Origin of the sequence: Micromonospora sp. DT229 (assembly GCF_049844505.1) — a bacterium.
In the GTDB taxonomy this organism is placed as follows: Bacteria; Actinomycetota; Actinomycetes; order Mycobacteriales; family Micromonosporaceae; genus Micromonospora.
The window spans coordinates 65,017-85,474 of sequence record NZ_JBNCLD010000015.1 but is presented as its reverse complement, the minus strand read 5'-3'; the positions used below and the strand labels follow the sequence as shown (position 1 = coordinate 85,474).

The window sequence follows — 20,458 nt, the reverse complement described above, 5'->3', positions numbered from 1 at the left end:
CCCTGATGCACTTCGGCACCGCACACCCGCCCCTCACCAAGATCGTCAACATTCCATCATCGGAAGTTCTGCTATACGGTCGAGGGGTGAAAACCGAGCGTCACTGGTGGAACGGTAACCGCACCGTGCGCGGACGTCGCGATGTGTACATCCGCACTGACGGTCAGTCATGGGAGGTGGAGGCCCGAGCCGGCGGCGAAGCCGGCCGGTCGAAGATCCACCAGTGCCCCGGGCGGCAGTCGGCGGAGATCCTGGCCCGCGCCTGGATGGACGAGCAGAGCCGCTGGCAGGTGGTCTCCCCCTGAGCGGTACCGGGTTACTCCTGGCCGCTTCCCGGCGGCCAGGAGGCCCCTGCGGCGGCTTCGAGTAGACTGGCAGCACGGCCGGCCCACCATAGCGGCCGGGTTCGATGTCCCACGCCACGCGCCGCGGCCGTACGGTCAGCGCCGGGCGGGACGTCCCTTCGACGTTCGGAGCCTTCATGGCGGCACGCCGCCCACACCAGAACACCTCATCTGACTCGCCCACCTTCGCCGACCTCGGCGTGCCCGACGCGCTGACCCGCGTACTGGCCGCGAGCGGCGTGGACCGGCCGTTCCCCATCCAGGCCGCGACCCTGCCGGACGCCCTGGCCGGGCGGGACGTGCTGGGCCGGGGACGTACCGGTTCGGGAAAGACCTACGCCTTCGTCCTGGCGGTGTTGAGCCGCCTGGCCGCCAACCCGACACCACGGCGGGCCGGGCGTCCCCGGGCACTGATCCTGGTGCCCACCCGTGAGCTGGCCAACCAGATCGACAGCGTGATGGCGCCCCTGGCCCAGGCCCTGTCGCTGCGCACGATGACCGTCTTCGGCGGAGTCGCCGCGCGGCCCCAGATCGCCGGGCTCCGGGCCGGGGTGGACGTCCTGGTGGCCTGCCCGGGCCGCCTGGCCGACCATGTCGGGACCGGCAACGCCCACCTCGACGCCGTCGAGATCACCGTGTTGGACGAGGCCGACCACATGGCCGACCTCGGCTTCCTGCCCACGGTACGGCGGCTGCTGGAGCAGACCCCCCGCAGCGGGCAGCGCCTGCTGTTCTCCGCGACCCTGGACGCCGGCGTCGATGTCCTGGTGCGGCGGTTCATGGTCGATCCGGCCACGCACAGTGTCGACTCGACGCTGTCGCCGGTCACCGCGATGGCGCACCACGTGCTGCACGTGAACGCCGAGGACCGGTTCGAGGTGCTCGTCGAGTTGACCGCCGCTCCGGGCCGTACGGTGGTCTTCACCCGTACCAAGCGGGGCGCGAAGACCCTCGCCCGCCGACTGGTGGCGGCCGGGGTGACCGCGGTCGAACTGCACGGCAACCTGGCCCAGGGTGCGCGTACCCGCAATCTTCAGGCCTTCTCCGACGGGCAGGTGCACACCCTGGTCGCCACCGACATCGCCGCCCGGGGCATCCACGTCGACGACGTGGCCCTGGTCGTGCACGCCGATCCGCCGGTGGAACACAAGGCGTACCTGCACCGCTCGGGCCGTACCGCCCGGGCCGGCGCCGCCGGGACGGTCGTCACCCTGATGACCGACGGGCAGGTGCCCGAGGTGCGGGAGTTGACCCGCAAGGCCGGCATCAAGGCGACCACCACCCGGTTGCGCCCGGGTGACGCCCTGCTGCGGGAACTCGCTCCGGGGGAACGGACCCTCACCCCCCGGCCGGTGGTTCCCACGGCCGAGCTTCGGCACGAGGCGCCGTCCACCAACGGCGGCCGGGGCCGACGCGGCGGCGGCAAGCCGGCCACGGCAGCGGCGACGTCGACGCGATCCGCACCGGCGCGCGGCGGGGTGGCTGCCTTCTCCGCCCGGGCCCGGCCCAGCGCCCGCCGCAGCGGACGCTGATCACCGCGGGCACCACCCCTCTCCGGCCAGGTCCAGAGGCTTGATCATCGGGCCTGGCCCGGCGTCGGGTGGTGCGGTGGCAGAGGCCCGCGCCGGTCGGACGACCGCCTGAGGCCACGGTGGCCGACCCGGTGCGGCACCCTGATGAGGTGTACGCCGAAGAATCCGCCGATCACGTCCGATTACCCCGGGCCCAGGTCGGGTCCAGCCCGCAACACCTGCTGGCGACCCTGCTCGGCGAGTACCTCGACTCCTCGGAAGCCGAGTTGCCGTCGACCGCGGTCATCGCGATGCTGCGGGAGTTCGGAGTCAGCGAGTCCAGCGCCCGGGCCGCGCTGTCGCGACTGGTCAAGCGCGGTCTGATCGCCGGGCGTGGGGACGCCCGGCCGCCGGTCTACCACCTGACGCCGCAGGCGATCGCCAAGCATCGCGCACGGATGCAGCACTTCCTGAACTTCGGGGCCTGTCCCCCACAGTGGACCGGCGCCTGGGTGATGGTGTCCTTCTCGATTCCGCGCTCCGGTCAGGCCTTGCGGCACACCGTACGCAGGTCGTTGAGCGCGCTGCGCTTCGTGGGCCTGTACGACAGCGTGTGGATCCGGCCGGGCTCCGACGCCGCACCGGTGCGCAGGGCGTTGGCGGAGTTGCTGCAACACGTCAAGGATGCCCGATGGTCGGTCATGCACGTCCGGTTCGACGAGGAGGCCGGGCCGCACGGACCGGCCGGCGCGTACGACCTGACCGCTCTGGCTGCCGGGTACTCCCGGTTCATCCAGCAGTACGCCGAGCTGCGCAGGGCCGCCCGCAGCGGAGAGGTGAACCCGGTCAGGGCCCTGGTGGCCCGCACCTCCGCGATGAACTCCTGGCGCAGGTTCGCGGACTCCGATCCGGATCTGCCGCAGCATCTGCTTCCGCAACCGTGGCCGCGTCAGCAGGCCAGAGACACCTTCCTGGACATTCACACCGCGCTCGGCGCGCTGGCGCAGGCCCGCCTCGTCGAGGTGGTCACCCCGTACTGGCCGGACGCCGCTTCGTGGATCACCTACTTCCAGGCATCCAGTGACCCGACACGGCCGGAACCGGTCCGCGCAGAGCCGGGCGGCCAGCTCTCGCAGGTCGAACCGAATCGTTCCGCACATTGACACTTTTCGTTGCTCTGGTAATAGTTACTGCACACACCGCTCCCTTGAGTCGCCTGTGGGGACCGCAGCCGGGCGGTCAGGGCAGCCACACCGATTCGACTCGTTGGCCGGTGCCGACCTCGGTCAGGGCACGGATGGACAGCGGCCACCGCCACCGCAGGGAGTGCCACCAGTGACATCCCCCTGGAGGGTGCATGAAAAGGAGAACGAAGGTCTACGCGGGACTCGCCGCCCTCGTCGTCCCGGTGACCTCTGTGATCATGGCGATCAGCGTGGCTCCGGCCAGTGCCGCGGTCGGCGGCTCCGGCCCCTACCCGGCCGACTACGAGACCTCCCCCAGCCTGGCCAACCACACCATCTACCGGCCGCAGAACCTCCCGTCCGAGCGGCTGCCCATCCTCGCCTGGGGCAACGGGGCCTGTTCGGGCAACGGCCTCTCGCAGGCCAACTTCCTGCGTGAGATCGCCTCCCACGGCTTCCTCGCCGTGGCCAACGGGGCGCCGAACGGCGGCGGCTCCACCAACGCCCAGATGCTGACCCAGACCATCGACTGGGCCGTGGCGGAGAACTCCCGGCCGGGCAGCAAGTACTACAACCGGCTGGACACCACCAAGATCGCGGTGGCGGGCTTCTCCTGCGGAGGGTTGGAGGCGTACGCCGTCTCCAACGATCCCCGGGTCACCACGACCGGCATCTTCAACAGCGGCCTGCTCAACGACGCCGACGACTACCAGCTCAGGCGGTTGACCAAGCCGATCGCCTACTTCGTCGGCGGGCCCAGCGACATCGCCTACCCCAACGCCATGGACGACTGGAGCAAGCTGCCGGCCGGGCTGCCCGCCTTCATGGGCAACCTGAACGTCGGGCACGGTGCCACCTACGACCAGCCCAACGGCGGTGAGTTCGGTCGGGTGGCGACGCTCTACTTCAAGTGGCGGCTGAAGGGCGACACCGCCGCCGGGGCCAACTTCGTCGGCCCCAACTGCGGCCTGTGCGGCAGCCAGTGGAACGTCCAGCAGAAGAACCTGACGCTCGAGGGAGATCCGCCCCCCACCACTCCCCCGCCTACCACGCCACCACCCGCCAGCCCACCACCCGCCAGCCCGCCGCCCGGCGGAAGCGGCTGCACGGCGGTCTACACCGTGCAGGACCAGTGGAACGGCGGCTTCGTCGCCAACGTCAACGTCACCGCGGGAAGCACCGCCCTCAACGGCTGGACAGTCACCCTGAACCTGCCGAGCGGCGTGTCGGTCAGCAACATCTGGAACGGCGTGTCCACCGGCACCAGCGGCATCATCACCGTGACGAACGAGCACTACAACGGACAGCTGGGCGCCGGTCAGACCACCAGTTTCGGTTTCCAGGGCACCGGAAACGGTAGCGGAACCGCCGCCGTCTGTAGCGGTAGCTGAGGGCACCGGTAACCAACCAGGGCCTCGAACGGGCCGATGCCACGGCACCGGCCCGTTCGAGCGTGTTCCGCGCCACGAGGCCGGACTCAGGTTGGGACGCCGCTGGTTGATTGACCACGCGGCAGGCAGGCGGGCAGCCGGAACGAGACATCCGATCCCGGCATGCCTCTTTCGGTCACCGACCGCCGGTCGGCGTCGTCGGCGCGACCATGGCAAGGCCCGCCGCCTCGGCCCGGTCGAACCTGTCGTCGATGACGACGACCTCGCGGCCCGCGTTGGCCAGCAGCGACGCTGCGGCGGTGGCGCGGTAGCCGGAGCCACAGTGCACCCAGACGGTGCCGGCGGGCACGTCGGCGAGCCGCTCGGGCAGGTCCGGTAACGGGATGTGCACGGCCCCGTCGACGTGGCCGCCGCGCCACTCGTTGGTCATCCGCACGTCGAGGACCACGTCCGGGGCGGCCAGGCCGGCCGGCAGTCTCCCCTTGCGGGCGGCGGCGAGAGCCGGAAAGTCGGCCATCCGCAGTTCGCGGAGCTGCCCGGGCTCGGCCGCCCACTGCTCGGCCTCGCCGGTGGCCTGCGCGGCCGGCCGGTCGATGCCGATGCGGACCAGTTCCCGCTGGGCGTCGGCGATCTGCTCCGGGGTCTCGGCGAGCAGGGTGATCGGCACACCCCAGTCGATCAGCCAGCCAAGCCAGGTCGACATCGGGCCGTCGAGCCCGAGACTGACCGTCCCGGCCAGATGGGAGGCGGCGTAAGCCTTGCGGTTGCGCAGATCCACGACCCACTGACCGGCGGCGATCCGCTCGCGCAGCGCAGCGGCGTCCGCCCGGTTCACCGCAGTGAGGTCCACCGGGGCCGGTCCGGCGAGGTTCGCCACGCCCATGTGGGCGTAGTACGCCGGGTAGGCGTCGAGGCCGGCGAGGGTCTGGTCGAGGAACTCCTCCGCAGCCAGGCGCAACACCGGGTTCACCTGCTTCTCCCGGCCGATTGTCGATTCCGGTGCGTCGGCCTGGCTGGCCGAGCAGAAGCTGCCGAAGCCGTGGGTCGGCCACACCTGCACCCCGTCCGGCAGCAGGTCGGCCAGTCGCTGCGCCGAGGCGTACTGCTGGTGGGCAAGGTCGTGGGCGTACTGCTTGCCGAGCAGGTCGGTGCGTCCGGTCGTGCCGAACAGCAGCGATCCGCCGGTGAAGACCCCCACCGGCCGCCAGTCACCACCGGCGGCCTCGTCCAGGACGTACGACAGGTGGTGGAAGGTGTGACCCGGGGTGGCGACCACCCGCAGCCGCAGCTGGTCCGAGACCGGCACCACCTCGCCGTCGGCGACCGGGGTATGCCCGAAGTCGACCTCGTCGGCCGCGGCGACCAGGTACTGCGCCCCGGTCATCCGGGCCAGTTCCAGACCGCCGGAGACATAGTCGTTGTGGATGTGGGTCTCCAGCACATGGGTGATCCGCACCCCCTTCTCGCCGGCCAGATACAGCACCCGGTCGATATCACGCTGGGGGTCGACCACGACCGCCTGTCGCCCGTCCGAGGCCAGGTAGCTGCGGTCGCCGAGTGAGGATGTCGGGATCACGAACACCTCTACTGCCATTACCGCTCTCCCTTCCCATGCCGGGTACGCCCAAGGGGATGTGGTGCGCAGACAGATCTCTGCGCACCAGTTGACTACCCGCCCCCGCCACCGGCACGCGCCCAGGGATGTCACTACTAGCCGCTCTAGTACTATGCTGCTTAGTACTACGGCTGTTAGTAGCCTTCGACAGGGCTGGAGGAGGCGCCGATGAAGCCTTCCCGTGGAGGCTCCGGGAAGACCCCGCTGCTGGTGGTAACCGCGGTGCTGTCCGGGTCGAAGCTGCTCGCCGCCGACGGTACGGTCGACTGGTGAGCCGAGATCGACGGAAGGACCCGGGCATCGACCGTCCACTCGGTCCATTGGAAGCCGCGGTGATGGACGCGCTGTGGGCGGCGGCCGAGCCGCTGACCGTACGGCAGATGGTCGACGCGATGGCGGACCGCAACCTCGCCTACACCACCGTGATGACCGTGCTGGACAACCTGCACCGCAAGGGCTGGGCAGACCGCGACCTAGCCGGCCGGGCCTACCGCTACCGCCCGAGGGCCAGCCGGGAGGAGCATGTCGGGCAGCTCATGGCCGAGGCCCTCACCTCGGCCGCCGACCAGCACGCTGCGCTGGCCCGGTTCGTGGACGCCATGCGTCCCGAGGAGGCGGCGGCGCTGCGCGAATTGCTGGATCAGCGTGGGAGGCCGGGTTCGTGACCAGCCTGGTCCTGCTGGCCTGGGCGACCCTGGTGGCGGCCCTGGCCCCTGCTTGAGCTATATCACGGGCTGAGTGTCCCGGGCAGGCGGGCCGGCGGCCAGGATTCCCGCCGTGATCGCAGACGGCCGGAAGCCCCGGACGATCAGATAGACACCCAGCGAGAACTCCCAGACGGCGATGGGCAGGGCCCCGATCGCCGTGACCGGGGACAGCCGGTCCCAGAGGCCGAACAGCACGCACAGGTCCGAGACGATGAGCAGGGGCGCGCCGACGAGACCGAGCACCGGAAGAACCCGCGGCACGAGGCGTGCCTGATACAACAGCGAGCCCAGCAACAACGCGTTCGCGGCCGGAATGAGGCTCTGGCTGACCAGGAAGACCGAGTCGTAGAAGGCGACCAGCATCTGGCCGGTGACCACGGCCTCCGCTCCGACTCCTTGCCGCCGAAGTGCCACGACCGTCAGCAGACTCGCGACGCCGATGAAGATGCAGGCGGCTTCGAGGATCCGGACGCTGACGAAGCCCAGCGCCCGGGTCTCGCCCTGCCGCTTCACCACCGGATACAGCACGACGGCGGTGCCGATGCAGGCCAGGGCGACGATCACCTCGAGGACACCGCCGACGAGGACCGAGGTCTCGGAGGTGGTGCCGAGGAGGTAATCCGCGTCGCGCACCGCCCCGTAGAGCGCGACGGTCGGAATCGAGACGAAGGTGAGCACGTAGCACCCGCCCGCAGCCAGTGAGGTCTTTCTCAGTGCGTCCATCGGCGCTCCTCTTCGGTGCGGCCACTCAATAGACGGTGGTCATACCGCAACCTTCGGGCGGATCGGCGCGACGGCGAATCCGCCACTCGGGCGATCCTGGGCCAGATGGAAGGACGACAGTTCTCTCGAAAGCCGCACAGTGCTACCGAACGGCGACCGTTGTCGCTGTTCAGGGCCGAAGTCCGCACGATACGAGACGTGTTCGGAGAGCGAACCTTCGATGCTGTCTGCGCGAGCACGGTGACGACCGGAGCGCGCCACCGCAAAAAGAGCACGAAGGAAGGACTATCGACATGGCCCACCTTGACAGCCGCAACAAAGCGCTAATAGACCCACCGAGATCCCGGCCACCGGTACGGGCGGCACTCATCGCCACCCTCGGGGGCATCCTGCTGGCTGTGGTGTGGTCGTTCGAACTTGTCGACTCGGTCATCGGCGACACCGTGGCCAACGCGGCGCTGGGCCACGACGCGAAGACCACCCCCATCGCCGGGACGGCCGCCGGCCTGCTGTTCGCCTTCGTGTCCGGGCTGGCCGGCACCTTCACCGCCTGCAACATCGCCATGATGGCCTCGGTCGGCCCGCTGACCCAGGCCAGTACGGAACGCACCGGGCGGGCCCGGCACACCATCGCCGCCCTCCTGCGCCCGGTGGGCTGGATGACGGTCGGCATGGTGACGGTCTCCGCGCTGTACGGCGCGATCGGGGTGATGCTCGGTGACCGGCTGCCGCAACTGTCGACCGAGACGGTCGGCGAGATGCCGGTCCGGATCATCCAGTCGTCCGTCGTGTTCGGCCTCATCGGGCTGGCCTTGGCCTACCTGGGCCTGGCCGCCCTCGGCTTCCTGCCGGACGTGTTCGCCCGTCGTCCGGTGGCCCGGGTGGTCACCATCGGTGCCCTCATCGGCGGCTTCCTCATCGGCCGGCCGTACCCGCTGTTCAACAAGCTGTTCCACTGGGCCGTGGACACCGGGAACCCGCTGAACGGCGCCATGGCCTTCGTCCTTCAGTCCCTGGGCAACATCCTGATCGTGGCCCTGCTGTTCGCCCTCATCGTGCTCGTCACCCGGGGACGCTTCCTGGAGTGGGCCTCCGACCCCTCCCGCAGCATCATGGTGACCGGAGGGTTGATGCTCATGCTGGGGGTTTTCACCGTCGTCTACTGGGATCTGCGGGTCCCGGCGATGTTCGGGTTCGGCTGGTTCCCGATGATGCCGTACCGCTGATCTGCGACCTGCGACCGTCCGAGCCCGGTCCGACCGCGTCGGCGAACGCGGTCGGACCCGGCCCCTCGGGGCCGCAGGGCGGCGAACAGTTACGCGCGAACTCGACCGGCTCCATGACCTCGACCCGTACGTCGTGGATGGACATCGGGCTCCTTCGGGCCGGCGGGTTGTCCACTCCATCGTCGCGGTGGCGCCTTGCCGGCGGCATCTTCCATGCTGCCCAGCTCCCCGGCCCCACGGTGACCGGCGGCGAGGTCCCGGCCGCACCGAGGACCTCGCCGCCGAGGTCAGTCCCGACGATTGCGGTAGTGGTGCACCACCAGCAGCACCGCGCAGGTCAGGGTGACCAGTCCGAACCCGGCGCCGACGAAGACGTTCGCGTCGGCGATCGACATGCTGGCGTTGATGACCGCGCTGATGATCAGCACCAGCCAGAGCACCGGGCGGAACAGGCTGCGCGTGGTGATCTCGACGGGGGCGATGTGGTCGGCCATTGTTGCTCCCTGGTTGTGTGGTCGGCGATGAGGACAACGCTAGGGCTGCGGAGGGTTGCCGACGATCCAGTCAGCCGCCCGAGCCGGGTACAGCAGGCTGTACCTTTCGCCCCGCCGTGAGCCGGCTCCGACCTCGGTCACCTATGGTCTGTGCCGGGGAGGTGCACATGGCGGACGCAGACACCGGCGGAGGCCGCGAACGCGGGGTGCGGCGGTATCTGCGCGAGCGGGTACGGATCTCCGTGGACGCCCTGGAACACCTGGTCGGCGGCCTCGGTACGGCGATCCTGGCGTTCGCCGCGCTGCTACTGCTGTCCGTGGTGGCACTGGCCTGCCTGGTCGGCATCGGCCTGCCGGTGATCCCGTCGGCCTTGAAGGCGGTACGGTCGGCCGCGCGGCGGGAACGGGCCCGGCTGTCCCGATGGGGGTTCCGGCTGCCCGAGCCGCCACCGGTGCCCACCGGCCTGCGGCAGGCCCTGCGCGATCCCTGGGTGCGGCGGGAGTGCGGGTTCGTGGCCATCCACGGCACGCTCGGTCTCGCCCTGGGTGTGCTCGGGTTGTCCCTGCCGCTGTCGGCCGTGCAGAACCTGCTGTTCCCGCTCTACTTCTGGTTGCTGCCCCCGGAGGCGGGTGGCCCGGGTCTGATCACCTGGCGCATCGACGGGCTGCCCGACGCCCTGGTGGTCGCCCTGATCGGGGTCGGCTGGCTCGCCGTGGCCGTGGCGCTCGGCCCGCGAATGGCCCGCCTCCAGGCGCTGCCGGGACGACGGCTGCTGGCCCCGCCTCCCGACGTCGACGCCTCCCTGCGGATCGCCGAGCTGACCGCCACCCGGGCGGCGGCCCTGGACGCCCACGCGGTGGAGTTGCGCCGCATCGAACGCTCCCTGCACGACGGGGCGCAGAACCGGCTGGTCGCGGTCACCGTGCTGCTCGGCGCCGCCCGGCGGGCGCTGGCCCGTGACCCGGAGCAGGCGGCGCAGGTGCTGGACCGGGCCCAGGACGCGGCCGAGTCGGCGCTGGCGGAACTGCGTACGGTGGTGCGGGGAATCCTGCCGCCGGTGCTGGACGACCGAGGGCTGGCCGGTGCCCTGCACGGGCTGGCCGCCGGCTGCGGGGTGCCCTGCACCGTGCAGGTCGAGGTACCGGGCCGGTGTGCCGCGTCCGTCGAGGCCACGGCCTACTTCGTGGTGGCGGAGGCGCTGACCAACGTCGCCCGGCACAGCGGTGCCGGTACGGCGGCCGTCACCGTCCGACGCGAGGCCGACCGGCTGTACCTGTCGATCACGGACGACGGTCGGGGCGGCGCCGACGAGCGCCACGGCTCCGGCATCGGTGGCATCCGGCGGCGGGTCGAGGCCCATGACGGCCGGTTCACCCTGACCAGCCCACCCGGTGGGCCGACGACGATACTCGTGGAGTTGACGTGCGGATCGTGATCGCCGAGGACGACGCCCTGCTGCGCGAGGGGCTGGCCCTGCTGCTGCGGGCCGAGGGCCTCGACGTGGTGGCCACCACGGACTCCCCGACCACCTTCCTGTCCGCGGTGGACACTCATCGGCCGGATGTGGCGATCGTCGACGTGCGGATGCCGCCCACCCACACCGACGAGGGGATCGTGGCCGCGGTCGAGGCCCGGCGTCGGCACCCCGACCTGGCGGTGCTGGTCCTCTCGGCGTACGTCGAACAGGCCTTCGCCACCGACCTGCTGGCCGCCGGCGCGGTACGGCTGGGCTACCTGCTCAAGGAACGGGTGGGCCGGGTCGAGGAGTTCCTCGGCGCACTGCACCGGGTCGCCGAGGGCGGTACGGCGATCGACCCCGAGGTGGTCGGCCAACTGTTCGCCCGCAGCCGCCCGGACAGCACCCTGAGCCTGCTGAGCGCTCGGGAACGGGAGGTGCTCGCGTTGATGGCCGAAGGGCTGGGCAACACCGCGATCGCGGAACGGCTGTTCGTCACCGAAGGGGCCGTGCACAAGCACATCCGCAGCATCTTCGCCAAGCTCGGCCTGGCCCCGGACGACTCGGCCGACCGTCGGGTCACCGCGGTCCTGCGGTACCTCAAGGACACCCAGGGCCGCGTTTAGTACAGCCTGCTGTACCCCGGTTGGCCCGTACGCTAGATCGTCCGTGACGCCGTATCGCCATAGCTTTTCCGTGCACTCGATTTGCCGAGCTCACGGAGAGGCCGATATTCATGTCCGCCATTGCTGGACGACCCGCCGAGCCGGCGGTCCGCGTCGGACAACTCACCCGCACCTACGGCACCGGACCCCAGGCGGTCACCGCCCTGGCCGGCATCGACGCGGAGTTCCACCGCGGCACCTTCACCGCGGTGATGGGTCCCTCGGGCTCCGGCAAGAGCACCCTGTTGCAGACCGCCGCCGGTCTGGACCGACCCACCACCGGTCAGGTGTGGATCGGTGACCAGGAACTGTCCCGGCTGTCCGAGACGAAGCTGACCAAGCTGCGCCGCAGCCGGATCGGTTTCGTCTTCCAGGCCTTCAACCTGATCGGGGCGTTGACCGTGGAGGAGAACATCCACCTGCCCCTGCGGTTGTCCGGTGCCCGTCCCGACCCCGCCTGGCTCGGGCAGGTCCTCGACCGGGTCGGGCTCGTCGATCGGTTGCACCATCGTCCGGCCGAGTTGTCCGGTGGGCAGCAGCAGCGGGTGGCGATCGCCCGAGCCCTGGCGATGCGCCCCGAGGTGATCTTCTGTGACGAACCGACGGGCGCCCTGGACACCCAGACCGCCTCGGAGGTGCTGGCCCTGCTGCGGTCCGTGGTGGACCAGAGCCGGCAGACGGTGATCATGGTGACCCACGATCCGGTGGCCGCCTCGTACGCCGACCGGGTGATGGTCCTGGCGGACGGCCGGATCGTGCACGACATGCCGCAGCCGGGTCCGGAGCGGATCGCCGAGCAGTTGGCGCTGCTCGGACGCCGTCAGCTCGTCGCGCAGGGGAGCTGAGCCATGCTGAGCCTGGCTGTCCGGATGCTGCGGCACCGGATCGGAAGCGCGGTGGCCACCCTGGTCGCCCTGGCCTGCGGGGTCATGATCCTGATGTCGGTGGGGCTGCTTGTCGAGTCCGGACTGCGCTACACCCCCACCCCCCAGCGGTACGCCGCCGCCGACATCGTCGTAGCGAACCACGACATCACCATCACCGGTCGGGAGCTCGACGGGACGACCACCACGACCAGGGTGCCGTTGCCCGAAGGCGGGACGGTGCCGGTCACCCTGGCCGACCAGCTCCGGCAGGTACCCGGAGTCACGATCGTCGCCGTCGACCACACGATGCGGGCGGTCGTACCGACCGTGGCGCCACAGAGTACGGCCGCCCACGGGTGGAGCAGCGCCGCCCTGACCCCCTACCGGATCGTCGACGGCCGCCCGCCGACCGCAGCCGACGAGATGGCCGTCGACCTGCGGCTGGCCAAGGCCGCCGAGACCGAGGTGCGCCCCGGCGACCGGATTCCGGTGCTCGCGCAGGGCGAGGTGCGCAAGTACACCGTCAGTGCGGTGGTGGAACGCGCCGTGGACGGCGACTGGCCCGCCGCCGTCTTCTTCACCGACGCGCACGCCGCCGCGCTGAGCCCGCACCCGGGTCGGGCCGGGGCGATCGGGATCGTGGTGGCCTCCGGCGCGGACACCTCCGCCGTGCTGACCGAGGTACGGCGGCTCTCCACCGAGGCCGGGGCGCGGGTGTTCACCGGTGCCGAGCGCGGGCGGTTGGCCCAGTCCGAGGCGCTGGCGGCCAGCAATCTGCTGGTGCAGGTGGGTGCGGTCTTCGGCGGGTACGTCGCCGGGCTGGTCATGTTCGTCGTGGCCGGCACGGTCGGGCTGGCGGTCCGCCACCGCCGCCGTGACCTGGCCCTGTTGCGGGCCGTCGCGGCGACCCCCGGCCAGATCCGGGTGATGATCGTCGCCGAGGTCCTGCAACTGAGCCTCGTAGCGGTCGGGTTGGGCATACCGGCCGGACTGTTCGCGACCGGCTGGGTGCACCGGCAGTTGATCGCCCGGGGCTTCATTCCCGAGGGCTTCCCGCTCAGCGGCGGTCTGCTCTCCGCCCTGGCGGTGACCGTGACGATCATGCTGGTGGCGGTGACGGCGGCCCTGATCGCCGCCCGGCGCACCGTACGCATCCGCCCCACCGAGGCCCTCGGCGAGGTCGCCGTGGAGCCGGCCCGCAACAGCCGGACCCGGCTGATCGTCGGGCTGGTGACCCTGGCCGCCGGGATCTCGCTCACTATGGTCACCACGGCCGCCCGGGGCCCGGCCGCCCTCGGGGCGGCGCTCGGCATGCTGTACGTCCTCGTCCTGGCCGCCGCCCTGCTGGCGCCCTGGATCAACCGGTACGCCGCACAGGCCCTGCGCCCGGTGCTGCGGACCGTCTGGCGGGACAGCGGATACCTGGCCGCGGCGAACCTGCGGGCGAACGCCCAGGGCATGGTGACCGTGCTGACCGCCCTGGTGCTGTCGGTGGGCTTCGGCGGCTCGATCTGGTTCCTCCAGGACAACCTGCAACAGCAGACCCTGGTCCAGAGCCGCGCCGGAATGCTCGCCCAACACGCGCTGGTCTCGCCGGTAGGGCTGGCCCGGACCGCCGTGACCGACGCCCGCGCGATGCCCGGAGTCCTCGCCGCGACCCCGATCCGACGTACCTCGGTGCTCACCCGGGTGATGGGTGAGACGCAGGAGGCCAGCGCGCAGGGCATCGACCCCGCCGGGATCGAGCAGACCCTGGACCTCAAGGTCACCGAGGGCCGGCTGGCCGACCTGCACGGCGCCACCGTGGCCCTGTCCACCCTCCAGGCCTCCGCCCAGGGGGCGAAGGTCGGCGACGAGGTGGCGATGTGGCTGGGCGACGGCACCCCGGTGAGGTTGCGGGTGGTGGCCCTCTACGAGCGAGGGCTCGGCTTCGCCGACGTCACAGTGAACCGGGAGATCATCGCCGGGCACACCGCCACCGACCTCGACGACCAGGTGCTGATCCGCACCGAGGGGGATGCGGTCCCCCTCGCCGACCTGGTCGATCGTCATCCGGGCAGCGGGCTGATCGACACCGGCACCATCAACGGTCAGCTGGCGCAGGACCTGGCGGTCAGCGCCTGGCTGAACAAGATGCTCATCGGGGTGATGGTCGGCTACGCCGCGCTGGCCGCCGCCAACACCATGGTCATGGCCGCCCTGGCCCGGGGTCGCGAACTGGCCCTGCTGCGGCTGGTCGGGGTGACCAGACGCCAGGTCAAGCGGATGGTGCACGCCGAACAGGTCGGCCTGCTCGGTACCGCACTGCTCATCGGCGGCACCATCGCCGTGGTCACCCTGACCTCGGTGGTCCGCACCCTGACCGGGCAGCCGGTGCCCTACGTCCCGCTGGCCGGCGGGCTGGCCATCATCGGCGGCACCGCCCTGCTGGCGTTGACCACCACTGTCCTGCCCATCGGCGCGCTGCTGCGCACTCCGCCGGTCAACAGCATCGGGATCAAGGAATGAACCCGGAATCCGTTTCGTGGATCGCGGCACCTGGCCGCCGATCCGACAACTCACCAGGAGGTCCCGTGTCAACGTCAACGACAGAGAAGCCCAGCGCCCGCCGCAAGGGGGTCCGGGCCGCCCGACGGGGCACCGCCCTGCTGGCCGCCTGCACGATGATCGGGCTGGCCGTGGTCGGCGTACGGTCGGCCGATCCGGCCGTGGCCAAACCGCAGAAGGACACCATCCAGGTCAGCCTGAACGAGCTGGTGCGCGCCGGTGTCGCACCGGGAGCAATGGCCTCGGTACGGGACCGCACCGGTCGGGTGACCCACTACACCGCCGGGGTGGCCGACCTGCGTACCCGGGGGAAGGTCCCCGCCGACGGGTACTTCCGGATGGCCAGCAACACCAAGATGTACGCCGCCGTCGCCGTCCTGCAACTCGTCGACGACGGCAAGGTCCGCCTCGACGAGCCGATCGAGACGTACCTGCCGGGTCTGGTTCGCGGCACGGGCTTCGACGGGCGGACGATCACCGTCCGGCACCTGCTGGAGCACACCAGCGGCCTGCCGGGTTACGACATGCCGCACGTCTTCCAGTGGCGCGACCGGTACTTCGAGCCCCGCGACCTGCTCGACTCGGCCTTCGCCAAGGAGGCGACCAGCCCGGTGCCCGGCACGACGACGCAGTACAGCAACACCAACTACATCCTGGCCGGGCTGCTCGTGCAGAAGGTCACCGGACGGCCGATCAGCGAGGTGATCACCACCCGGATTCTCGACCGGGCCGGGCTGCGGAACACCTACTGGCCGGGGGTCGGCGACCAGAGCATCCGCAAGCCGCACGCCAACGGCTATCTCCCCCACCCGGAGACCGGGAAGTGGACCGAGATCACCCGACTGGACCCCTCCATCGGCTGGGCCGCCGGGCAGATGATCTCCACCCCGAGTGACCTCAACCGGTTCCTGGTGGCGTTGCAGAACGGCAAACTGATCAAGCCGGCGACCCTGGCGCAGATGCGCAACGGCAAGCCGTTCTACCCGGGCGGGGAGGACCTGCCCGAGCTGGTGTGGCACTACGGGCTGGGCGCCATCGGGTTCGAGCTCAGTTGTGGCGGTCTGGCCTGGGGGCACGGCGGCGACATCGACGGATACTCCAGCCGTACCGCGATCACCGCGGACGGTCGGGCGGTGACCCTGGTGGTGACCGCGGACTCCAGCCCGGTGCAGGACGGGGTGTTCCGGGTGCTCGACGCCTTCGACGCCGCGTTGTGCGCCGGCCGGTAGTCGTACCCTGATCGGCCGCCCCTGCGGGTTCCGCGGGGGCGGCTTGTCCCGTCAGGGGTGCAGGACCGCCTTGATCACGTCCTGCCGTCGGTCGAAGCGTTGGTAGCAGTCGGGGGCGTCGGCCAGGCTGCCGTGGTGGGTGACGATCGTCGGGCCCGGCCGGAGGTCACCATGTCCCGCAGCAGCCGGGTGTAGCGGCGATCGTGGGTACGACCGAACCGCAGCGCCACCCCCTTGGCGAAGAAGGTCCCCCAGGGTGCCTCCAGGTGCCCGTCGGCGCTGCCGCCCGCCTGGGGGATCAGGTCCTTCTCCGGGTGGACGCCGGCGACGGCGACCCCGCCGCCCGGATTGACCAGGCGGGCCGCGTCGGCGAGCACCTGGTCGGCCCGCTCCCGGTCGGGGTGGGCCCGGTCGTGGGCCTGGAAGCCGACCGCGTCGATGACCTTGTCCACACCCGGCAGCTTCTCCTCCCCCAGCGGCAGACCCGCTCGGGCCCGGTCGGCGCGGATCTGCTCGACCGGATCCCCCGCCCGGAAGTCGACCGGCACCGCCCCCAACTCCTCGGCCTTGCCCAGCCGAGCGTCGACATGGTCGACGCTGTAGACCCTGCGGGCGCCGAGCAGGCAGGCGGAGTACGCGGCGAGCAGTCCGATGGTGCCGGCCCCGAACACGGCGACGGTGTCGCCGGCCTGCACCTCGGCGAGGGTGGCCGCGGCGTGCCAGCCGGTGACGAAGGCGTCGGCCAGCAGCACGAAGTCGTCCTCGTACCCGTCCCCCGGCTCTCCCGGCAGGGGCAGGCAGTTGGCGTCCGCCCACGGCACCCGCAGCAGTTCGGCCTGCGCACCCGGGTAGGGGCCATGCCCACATAGCCGTACGCTGCACCCGGTCCGTCGGGGCGGGCGCGCAGACACAACGCGGACCGGCCCCGGGAGCACATGGCGCACACCCCGCAGAACAGGTGGGTGGGCAACACCACCCGGGTCCCCGGTCGAACGGTCTGCACCGCCGACCCCACCCGCAGCACCACCCCCAGGGGCTCATGGCCGAGGACCAGGCCGGGCTGGGCACCCGTACGCCCGTCGTACATGTGCAGATCCGTGCCGCACAAGGCCGTGGAGGTGATCTGCACGACCGCGTCGGTCTCCTCCTGCACCTCGGGGTCGGGCACCTCGCACGGAGGGTTTTGCCGGCAAGCAGGTCGACGGCGGTGCCGGCTGCGGTGGTGAGTGGGTCGGCTCAGGTGTGGTCGAGCACGAAGGCCCGCATGAGGGCGGCGCACTCGGCCGCGTGGGTCTCCAACAGCAGATGTCCACCGTCGTAGATGTGGGCGTCCATGCGGTCGAGGACCCGGTGGTAGGCGAGGACCTCCTCGACGTCGAAGTACGCATCGTGTCGTCCCCACAGCACCAGGGCCGGCGGCTGATGAGCGCGGTGGTACTCGGCGATCTCCTCGAAGCGGGCCACGTGGTGGGCGTAGTCGGTGAAGAGGGCGAACTGGGCGTCGAGGTTGCCGGGTCGGCTCATCCGCTCCCAGTCGAGATGCCACGACTCCGGTGGATGCAGGATGCGCAGATGCTCGGGCAGCCCGGCGAGGTACTGATCGCGGGTGCCGGCGAAGTTCAACCAGTCCGGTAGCGCCGCGCGTCTGTCCTCGGTCGGATCGGCCCAGTACGCCCTGGCGCTGTCCCACTGCTCCCCCAGGCCCTCGTGGTGGGCGTTACCGCTCTGCACGATCAGGCCGCGGATGCGTCCCGGGGCCCGGGTGGCCAGGTGGTATCCCACGGGTGCGCCGAAATCGTGCAGGTAGACGAAGAAGCGCTCGACCCCGAGATGGTCGAGCAGGTGTTCGACGGTCCGCGAGAGACTGTCGAAGGTGTAGTCGTAGCCGTCGATGGTCGGCGCGGAGGACATGCCGAAGCCGGGCAGGTCAGGCGCGATCACCCGGGCGACCTCGGCCAGGGTGGGCATGACCTCGCGGAAGGTGTGCGACGAGCTGGGAAATCCGTGCAGCAGCAGGAGGGTCGGCTGGCCGGGGCGCCCGGCCTCGCGGTAGAACACCTCCAGGCCGTCGAGGTCGACCTGTCGGTGCCGGACCTTCTGGACGTCCTGCATCGTCGGCCTCCCGGGCGGTTGGCATCGCTCACCAGCCCCATCGTGGCGGACCGGCACCCTGATCGCCCGCCCGTTGCGACACAAGAGGTCACTGTCAGGGCCCGGCGCTACCCTGCCGGCATGGAGAGGGCCGAGCTGGAGGAACTGATTGTCGCCGACGCCGCGGCGCTGCGGGACTGGTTGTCGGAAAACCATGCCCGCTCCCCCGGGGTCTGGCTGGCCCTGGGGCGCAAGGGTGGCACGGTGACGAGCCTGACCTGGCAGCAGGCGGTCGAGGAGGCCCTCTGCTTCGGCTGGATCGACGGGCAGGCCCGCAAGCGGGACCAGGAGACCTCCTTGATCCGGTTGACCCCCCGCAGGCCCCGCAGCTCCTGGTCCCAACGCAATGTCGCCCATGTGGCCCGCCTGGAGCAAGAAGGGCGGATGCAGCCGTCCGGCCGGGCCGCGGTGGAAGCCGCGAAGGCGGACGGGCGCTGGGCGGCCGCCTACGCCCCGCCCTCGGAGGCCGAGGTGCCGGCCGACCTGCTGGCCGCCCTGGCCGCCGACCCCGCCGCCCAGGCCATGTTCGACGTCCTCACCAAGACCAACCGGTACGCCCTCATCCACCGCCTCGGCGCGGTGAAACGGGCCCAGACCCGGGAACGGAAGATCGCCGAGTTCGTCGCCATGCTGGCCCGCCACGAGACCATCTACCCCCAGAAGGCCAGGCCCGCCCCCTCGCCGTGATCGGCTGCCGCCCGAGGGCTTACCCGCATTCCTGATTCCTGGCAGGTGCTTGGCCGCACGGCAGAAGATGCGCACTCGGCGGCCGTGCTTCATCGTTTGCCTGTCATCCACCCGAAGGGAAGACGAATGGGACAGGCCACGGTCATCCGCTACACCACCAGACCGGAAGTCGCCGACGAGAACGCCAAGCTGGTCGAGGAGGTCTTCGCCGAACTGGCGCGGACCCGACCGGACGGCCTGCACTACGCGACCTTCCGGCTGGGCGACGGCACGGAGTTCATGCACCTGCTGGTCGCCGAGGAAGGCTCGACCGCGCTGACCGACACGGCCGCCTTCCAACGTTTCCAGGAAGGCATCCGCGCCCGCTGCGCCACCCCGCCCCAGTTCACCCAGGCGACCGTGGTCGGCTCGTACGCCCTCGGCGGCATCTGACCCTTCTCCGGGGTACGGCGGTCAGCCGGCCGACCGGCGAGGACGGGGATCACGATCGCCGCAGCGACCACGTGCGCCGGCCATGGTCGTCGAGCCGTTCGATGAGTACGGTGGAGGCCATCAGGACCCTTTCCGACGTTCTTGTTGATCGCGTAGTGACACCACGGGACGGCTCAGGACGTGCCACCTCATCGGAATGTCGGATAGTCAGCGCGATCTTCCGGCAGCGCGCTCATCTGGGCTTTGGCATTGTTGGCTGACCTGGTCAATGCCATCGGCAAGCCGAATCTTCTCCTCTCCGGCGGCGGTGCCGGCGTCGTCGAATGCTTGCTGATTGCGGCTGCGGGCGGTCGCTCGGTCATCGCATTCCCTGCGGTACCGGCTGCGGTAGAGTCGGTGCGGTGACGGACCCTACCGCGCCACTCTACGCCACTGCGGACATTCATGGCCACCGCAAGGAGTTCGGCCGCGCGCTCGTCGAGGCGGGCCTTGTCAGCCCGAACGGCCATTGGTGCGGCGGACATGCCCGATTGTGGCTGCTCGGTGATTACGTCGACCGTGGCCCCGACGGGATCGGGGTAATCGAGGACATCTGGGCCCTGGCTGCGGAAGCAGCCGCAGTTGGCGGCGAGGTACGTTGCCTGCTGGGCAACCACGAGGTGCAACTGCTCGCCGCTCACCACTTTGGCACGACGCCGGTTGTCGGGCTCAACGAGCCGGGCGGTTTCCACAGTGGTTGGGCCAGGTTCGGCGGCTGTGACGAGGATTTGCGCCGGTTGACCGACGAGCACCTCACGTGGATGTCCGCCCTACCGGCTGTGGCGGTCGTCGACGGCATCCTGCTCGTGCACTCCGATTCCGTGCGCTATCTGGAGCACGGATCCGATGTGGAGGCCGTCAATGCCAGTGTGCAGAACGCCCTACAGACACGCGACGCCAAGGTGTGGCTGGAGCTGTCGTATCAGATGAGTGATCGTGGCGCGTTCCGCGGCGACGACTCGGCGAAGGTCGAGGCTGCGGTTTCCGCAATGCTCGACCGCCTGGGCGGCACGGAGATCGTGCACGGCCACAGCACCCTGACGAAGCACTTCGGGGTGGCGCCCGAGGAGATCAAGGGGCCACTGCGATACGCCGGCGGCCGGGTGTCGGCCATCGACGGCGGCGTCTACGAGGGCGGCCGCATCATTGTCACCCGGCTGCGGTGAGCGCCACCACCGTGGTCGGGCGGC

Annotated in this window: 19 protein-coding genes and 1 pseudogene; 14 read left to right on the top strand and 6 right to left on the bottom strand. The window is 70.6% G+C overall.

Features of this window, described 5'->3' with window-relative positions:
* The first annotated feature begins 86 nt into the window (after positions 1-86).
* The 4 genes from ACLQ2T_RS21735 to ACLQ2T_RS21720 all read left to right on the top strand — a co-directional run bounded on the left by ACLQ2T_RS21735 (position 87) and on the right by ACLQ2T_RS21720 (position 4,430).
* Positions 87-305 (top strand): hypothetical protein, encoded by a 219-nt coding sequence (locus tag ACLQ2T_RS21735; RefSeq protein ID WP_327025246.1) that lies wholly within the window; start codon positions 87-89, stop codon positions 303-305.
* Positions 306-481: 176 nt separating this feature from the next.
* The gene (locus ACLQ2T_RS21730) at positions 482-1,876 is read left to right on the top strand and encodes a DEAD/DEAH box helicase (RefSeq protein WP_425768190.1); all 1,395 of its coding nucleotides are present in this window, start codon (positions 482-484) and stop codon (positions 1,874-1,876) included.
* Between the two features lie 131 nt (positions 1,877-2,007).
* Positions 2,008-3,018, top strand: coding sequence for a PaaX family transcriptional regulator C-terminal domain-containing protein (locus ACLQ2T_RS21725; protein ID WP_425768189.1), 1,011 nt, complete (start codon positions 2,008-2,010; stop codon positions 3,016-3,018).
* Between the two features lie 194 nt (positions 3,019-3,212).
* Positions 3,213-4,430, top strand: coding sequence for a cellulose binding domain-containing protein (locus ACLQ2T_RS21720; RefSeq protein WP_425768188.1), 1,218 nt, complete (start codon positions 3,213-3,215; stop codon positions 4,428-4,430).
* Positions 4,431-4,605: 175 nt separating this feature from the next.
* On the opposite strand, the gene ACLQ2T_RS21715 is transcribed toward ACLQ2T_RS21720, so the two are convergent.
* Positions 4,606-6,024: an MBL fold metallo-hydrolase gene (locus tag ACLQ2T_RS21715; protein WP_425768187.1), complete on the bottom strand. Its 1,419-nt coding sequence runs from the start codon at positions 6,022-6,024 to the stop codon at positions 4,606-4,608.
* 290 nt (positions 6,025-6,314) lie between these two features.
* On the opposite strand from ACLQ2T_RS21715, the gene ACLQ2T_RS21710 reads away from it, so the two are divergent.
* Positions 6,315-6,710 (top strand): BlaI/MecI/CopY family transcriptional regulator, encoded by a 396-nt coding sequence (locus ACLQ2T_RS21710; RefSeq protein WP_425768186.1) that lies wholly within the window; start codon positions 6,315-6,317, stop codon positions 6,708-6,710.
* A 57-nt stretch (positions 6,711-6,767) separates the two neighbouring features.
* Here ACLQ2T_RS21710 and ACLQ2T_RS21705 read toward each other — a convergent pair whose 3' ends face one another.
* Positions 6,768-7,475, bottom strand: a complete 708-nt coding sequence (locus ACLQ2T_RS21705; RefSeq protein WP_425768185.1) for a DUF4386 domain-containing protein — start codon at positions 7,473-7,475, stop codon at positions 6,768-6,770.
* A gap of 293 nt (positions 7,476-7,768) precedes the next feature.
* Between ACLQ2T_RS21705 and ACLQ2T_RS21700 the strand changes: the two genes are divergently transcribed.
* A complete protein-coding gene (locus tag ACLQ2T_RS21700; RefSeq protein WP_425768184.1) occupies positions 7,769-8,701 on the top strand; it encodes a hypothetical protein in 933 nt (310 codons plus the stop codon).
* Positions 8,702-8,988: 287 nt separating this feature from the next.
* Here ACLQ2T_RS21700 and ACLQ2T_RS21695 read toward each other — a convergent pair whose 3' ends face one another.
* Positions 8,989-9,195, bottom strand: a complete 207-nt coding sequence (locus ACLQ2T_RS21695; protein ID WP_425768183.1) for a hypothetical protein — start codon at positions 9,193-9,195, stop codon at positions 8,989-8,991.
* A gap of 167 nt (positions 9,196-9,362) precedes the next feature.
* Between ACLQ2T_RS21695 and ACLQ2T_RS21690 the strand changes: the two genes are divergently transcribed.
* From ACLQ2T_RS21690 to ACLQ2T_RS21670, 5 genes are all read left to right on the top strand, one after another.
* A complete protein-coding gene (locus ACLQ2T_RS21690) occupies positions 9,363-10,631 on the top strand; it encodes a sensor histidine kinase (RefSeq protein WP_425768182.1) in 1,269 nt (422 codons plus the stop codon).
* Entirely contained in the window at positions 10,619-11,278 is a 660-nt protein-coding gene (locus ACLQ2T_RS21685) for a response regulator (protein ID WP_425768181.1), read from the top strand. The genes ACLQ2T_RS21690 and ACLQ2T_RS21685 overlap by 13 nt, the downstream gene beginning before the upstream one ends.
* A 110-nt stretch (positions 11,279-11,388) precedes the next feature.
* Positions 11,389-12,162, top strand: coding sequence for an ABC transporter ATP-binding protein (locus tag ACLQ2T_RS21680; protein WP_425768180.1), 774 nt, complete (start codon positions 11,389-11,391; stop codon positions 12,160-12,162).
* Positions 12,163-12,165: 3 nt separating this feature from the next.
* A complete protein-coding gene (locus tag ACLQ2T_RS21675; protein ID WP_425768179.1) occupies positions 12,166-14,691 on the top strand; it encodes an FtsX-like permease family protein in 2,526 nt (841 codons plus the stop codon).
* Between the two features lie 65 nt (positions 14,692-14,756).
* Positions 14,757-15,959, top strand: a complete 1,203-nt coding sequence (locus tag ACLQ2T_RS21670) for a serine hydrolase domain-containing protein (RefSeq protein ID WP_425768178.1) — start codon at positions 14,757-14,759, stop codon at positions 15,957-15,959.
* 74 nt (positions 15,960-16,033) lie between these two features.
* On the opposite strand, the gene ACLQ2T_RS21665 is transcribed toward ACLQ2T_RS21670, so the two are convergent.
* The 3 genes and pseudogenes from ACLQ2T_RS21665 to ACLQ2T_RS21655 all read right to left on the bottom strand — a co-directional run bounded on the left by ACLQ2T_RS21665 (position 16,034) and on the right by ACLQ2T_RS21655 (position 18,071).
* Positions 16,034-16,780, bottom strand: a complete 747-nt coding sequence (locus ACLQ2T_RS21665; RefSeq protein WP_425768177.1) for a hypothetical protein — start codon at positions 16,778-16,780, stop codon at positions 16,034-16,036.
* A gap of 101 nt (positions 16,781-16,881) precedes the next feature.
* A pseudogene (locus ACLQ2T_RS21660) lies at positions 16,882-17,046 on the bottom strand (alcohol dehydrogenase catalytic domain-containing protein); the annotation flags it as partial.
* Between the two features lie 149 nt (positions 17,047-17,195).
* Positions 17,196-18,071 (bottom strand): alpha/beta fold hydrolase, encoded by an 876-nt coding sequence (locus ACLQ2T_RS21655; RefSeq protein ID WP_425768176.1) that lies wholly within the window; start codon positions 18,069-18,071, stop codon positions 17,196-17,198.
* 120 nt (positions 18,072-18,191) lie between these two features.
* Here ACLQ2T_RS21655 and ACLQ2T_RS21650 point away from each other — a divergent pair, with 120 nt between their 5' ends.
* The 3 genes from ACLQ2T_RS21650 (at position 18,192) to ACLQ2T_RS21640 (ending at position 20,434) form a co-directional block, all read left to right on the top strand.
* Positions 18,192-18,797, top strand: coding sequence for a YdeI/OmpD-associated family protein (locus ACLQ2T_RS21650; protein WP_425768175.1), 606 nt, complete (start codon positions 18,192-18,194; stop codon positions 18,795-18,797).
* Positions 18,798-18,923: 126 nt separating this feature from the next.
* Positions 18,924-19,229 carry a hypothetical protein gene (locus tag ACLQ2T_RS21645; RefSeq protein WP_425768174.1) on the top strand — a complete coding sequence of 102 codons (306 nt, stop codon included), beginning with the start codon at positions 18,924-18,926 and terminating at the stop codon, positions 19,227-19,229.
* Positions 19,230-19,630: 401 nt separating this feature from the next.
* A complete protein-coding gene (locus ACLQ2T_RS21640) occupies positions 19,631-20,434 on the top strand; it encodes a metallophosphoesterase (RefSeq protein ID WP_425768173.1) in 804 nt (267 codons plus the stop codon).
* Positions 20,435-20,458 lie beyond the last annotated feature (24 nt).

Excerpts from the sequence above, each read along its gene's own strand:
- ACLQ2T_RS21730 (WP_425768190.1), top strand. The coding sequence starts at position 482 with ATGGCGGCACGCCGCCCACACCAGAACACCTCATCTGACTCGCCCACC.
- ACLQ2T_RS21720 (WP_425768188.1), top strand. The coding sequence starts at position 3,213 with ATGAAAAGGAGAACGAAGGTCTACGCGGGACTCGCCGCCCTCGTCGTC.
- ACLQ2T_RS21715 (WP_425768187.1), bottom strand. The coding sequence starts at position 6,024 with ATGGCAGTAGAGGTGTTCGTGATCCCGACATCCTCACTCGGCGACCGC.
- ACLQ2T_RS21705 (WP_425768185.1), bottom strand. The coding sequence starts at position 7,475 with ATGGACGCACTGAGAAAGACCTCACTGGCTGCGGGCGGGTGCTACGTG.
- ACLQ2T_RS21700 (WP_425768184.1), top strand. The coding sequence starts at position 7,769 with ATGGCCCACCTTGACAGCCGCAACAAAGCGCTAATAGACCCACCGAGA.
- ACLQ2T_RS21695 (WP_425768183.1), bottom strand. The coding sequence starts at position 9,195 with ATGGCCGACCACATCGCCCCCGTCGAGATCACCACGCGCAGCCTGTTC.
- ACLQ2T_RS21690 (WP_425768182.1), top strand. The coding sequence starts at position 9,363 with ATGGCGGACGCAGACACCGGCGGAGGCCGCGAACGCGGGGTGCGGCGG.
- ACLQ2T_RS21680 (WP_425768180.1), top strand. The coding sequence starts at position 11,389 with ATGTCCGCCATTGCTGGACGACCCGCCGAGCCGGCGGTCCGCGTCGGA.
- ACLQ2T_RS21675 (WP_425768179.1), top strand. The coding sequence starts at position 12,166 with ATGCTGAGCCTGGCTGTCCGGATGCTGCGGCACCGGATCGGAAGCGCG.
- ACLQ2T_RS21655 (WP_425768176.1), bottom strand. The coding sequence starts at position 18,071 with ATGCAGGACGTCCAGAAGGTCCGGCACCGACAGGTCGACCTCGACGGC.
- ACLQ2T_RS21650 (WP_425768175.1), top strand. The coding sequence starts at position 18,192 with ATGGAGAGGGCCGAGCTGGAGGAACTGATTGTCGCCGACGCCGCGGCG.
- ACLQ2T_RS21645 (WP_425768174.1), top strand. The coding sequence starts at position 18,924 with ATGGGACAGGCCACGGTCATCCGCTACACCACCAGACCGGAAGTCGCC.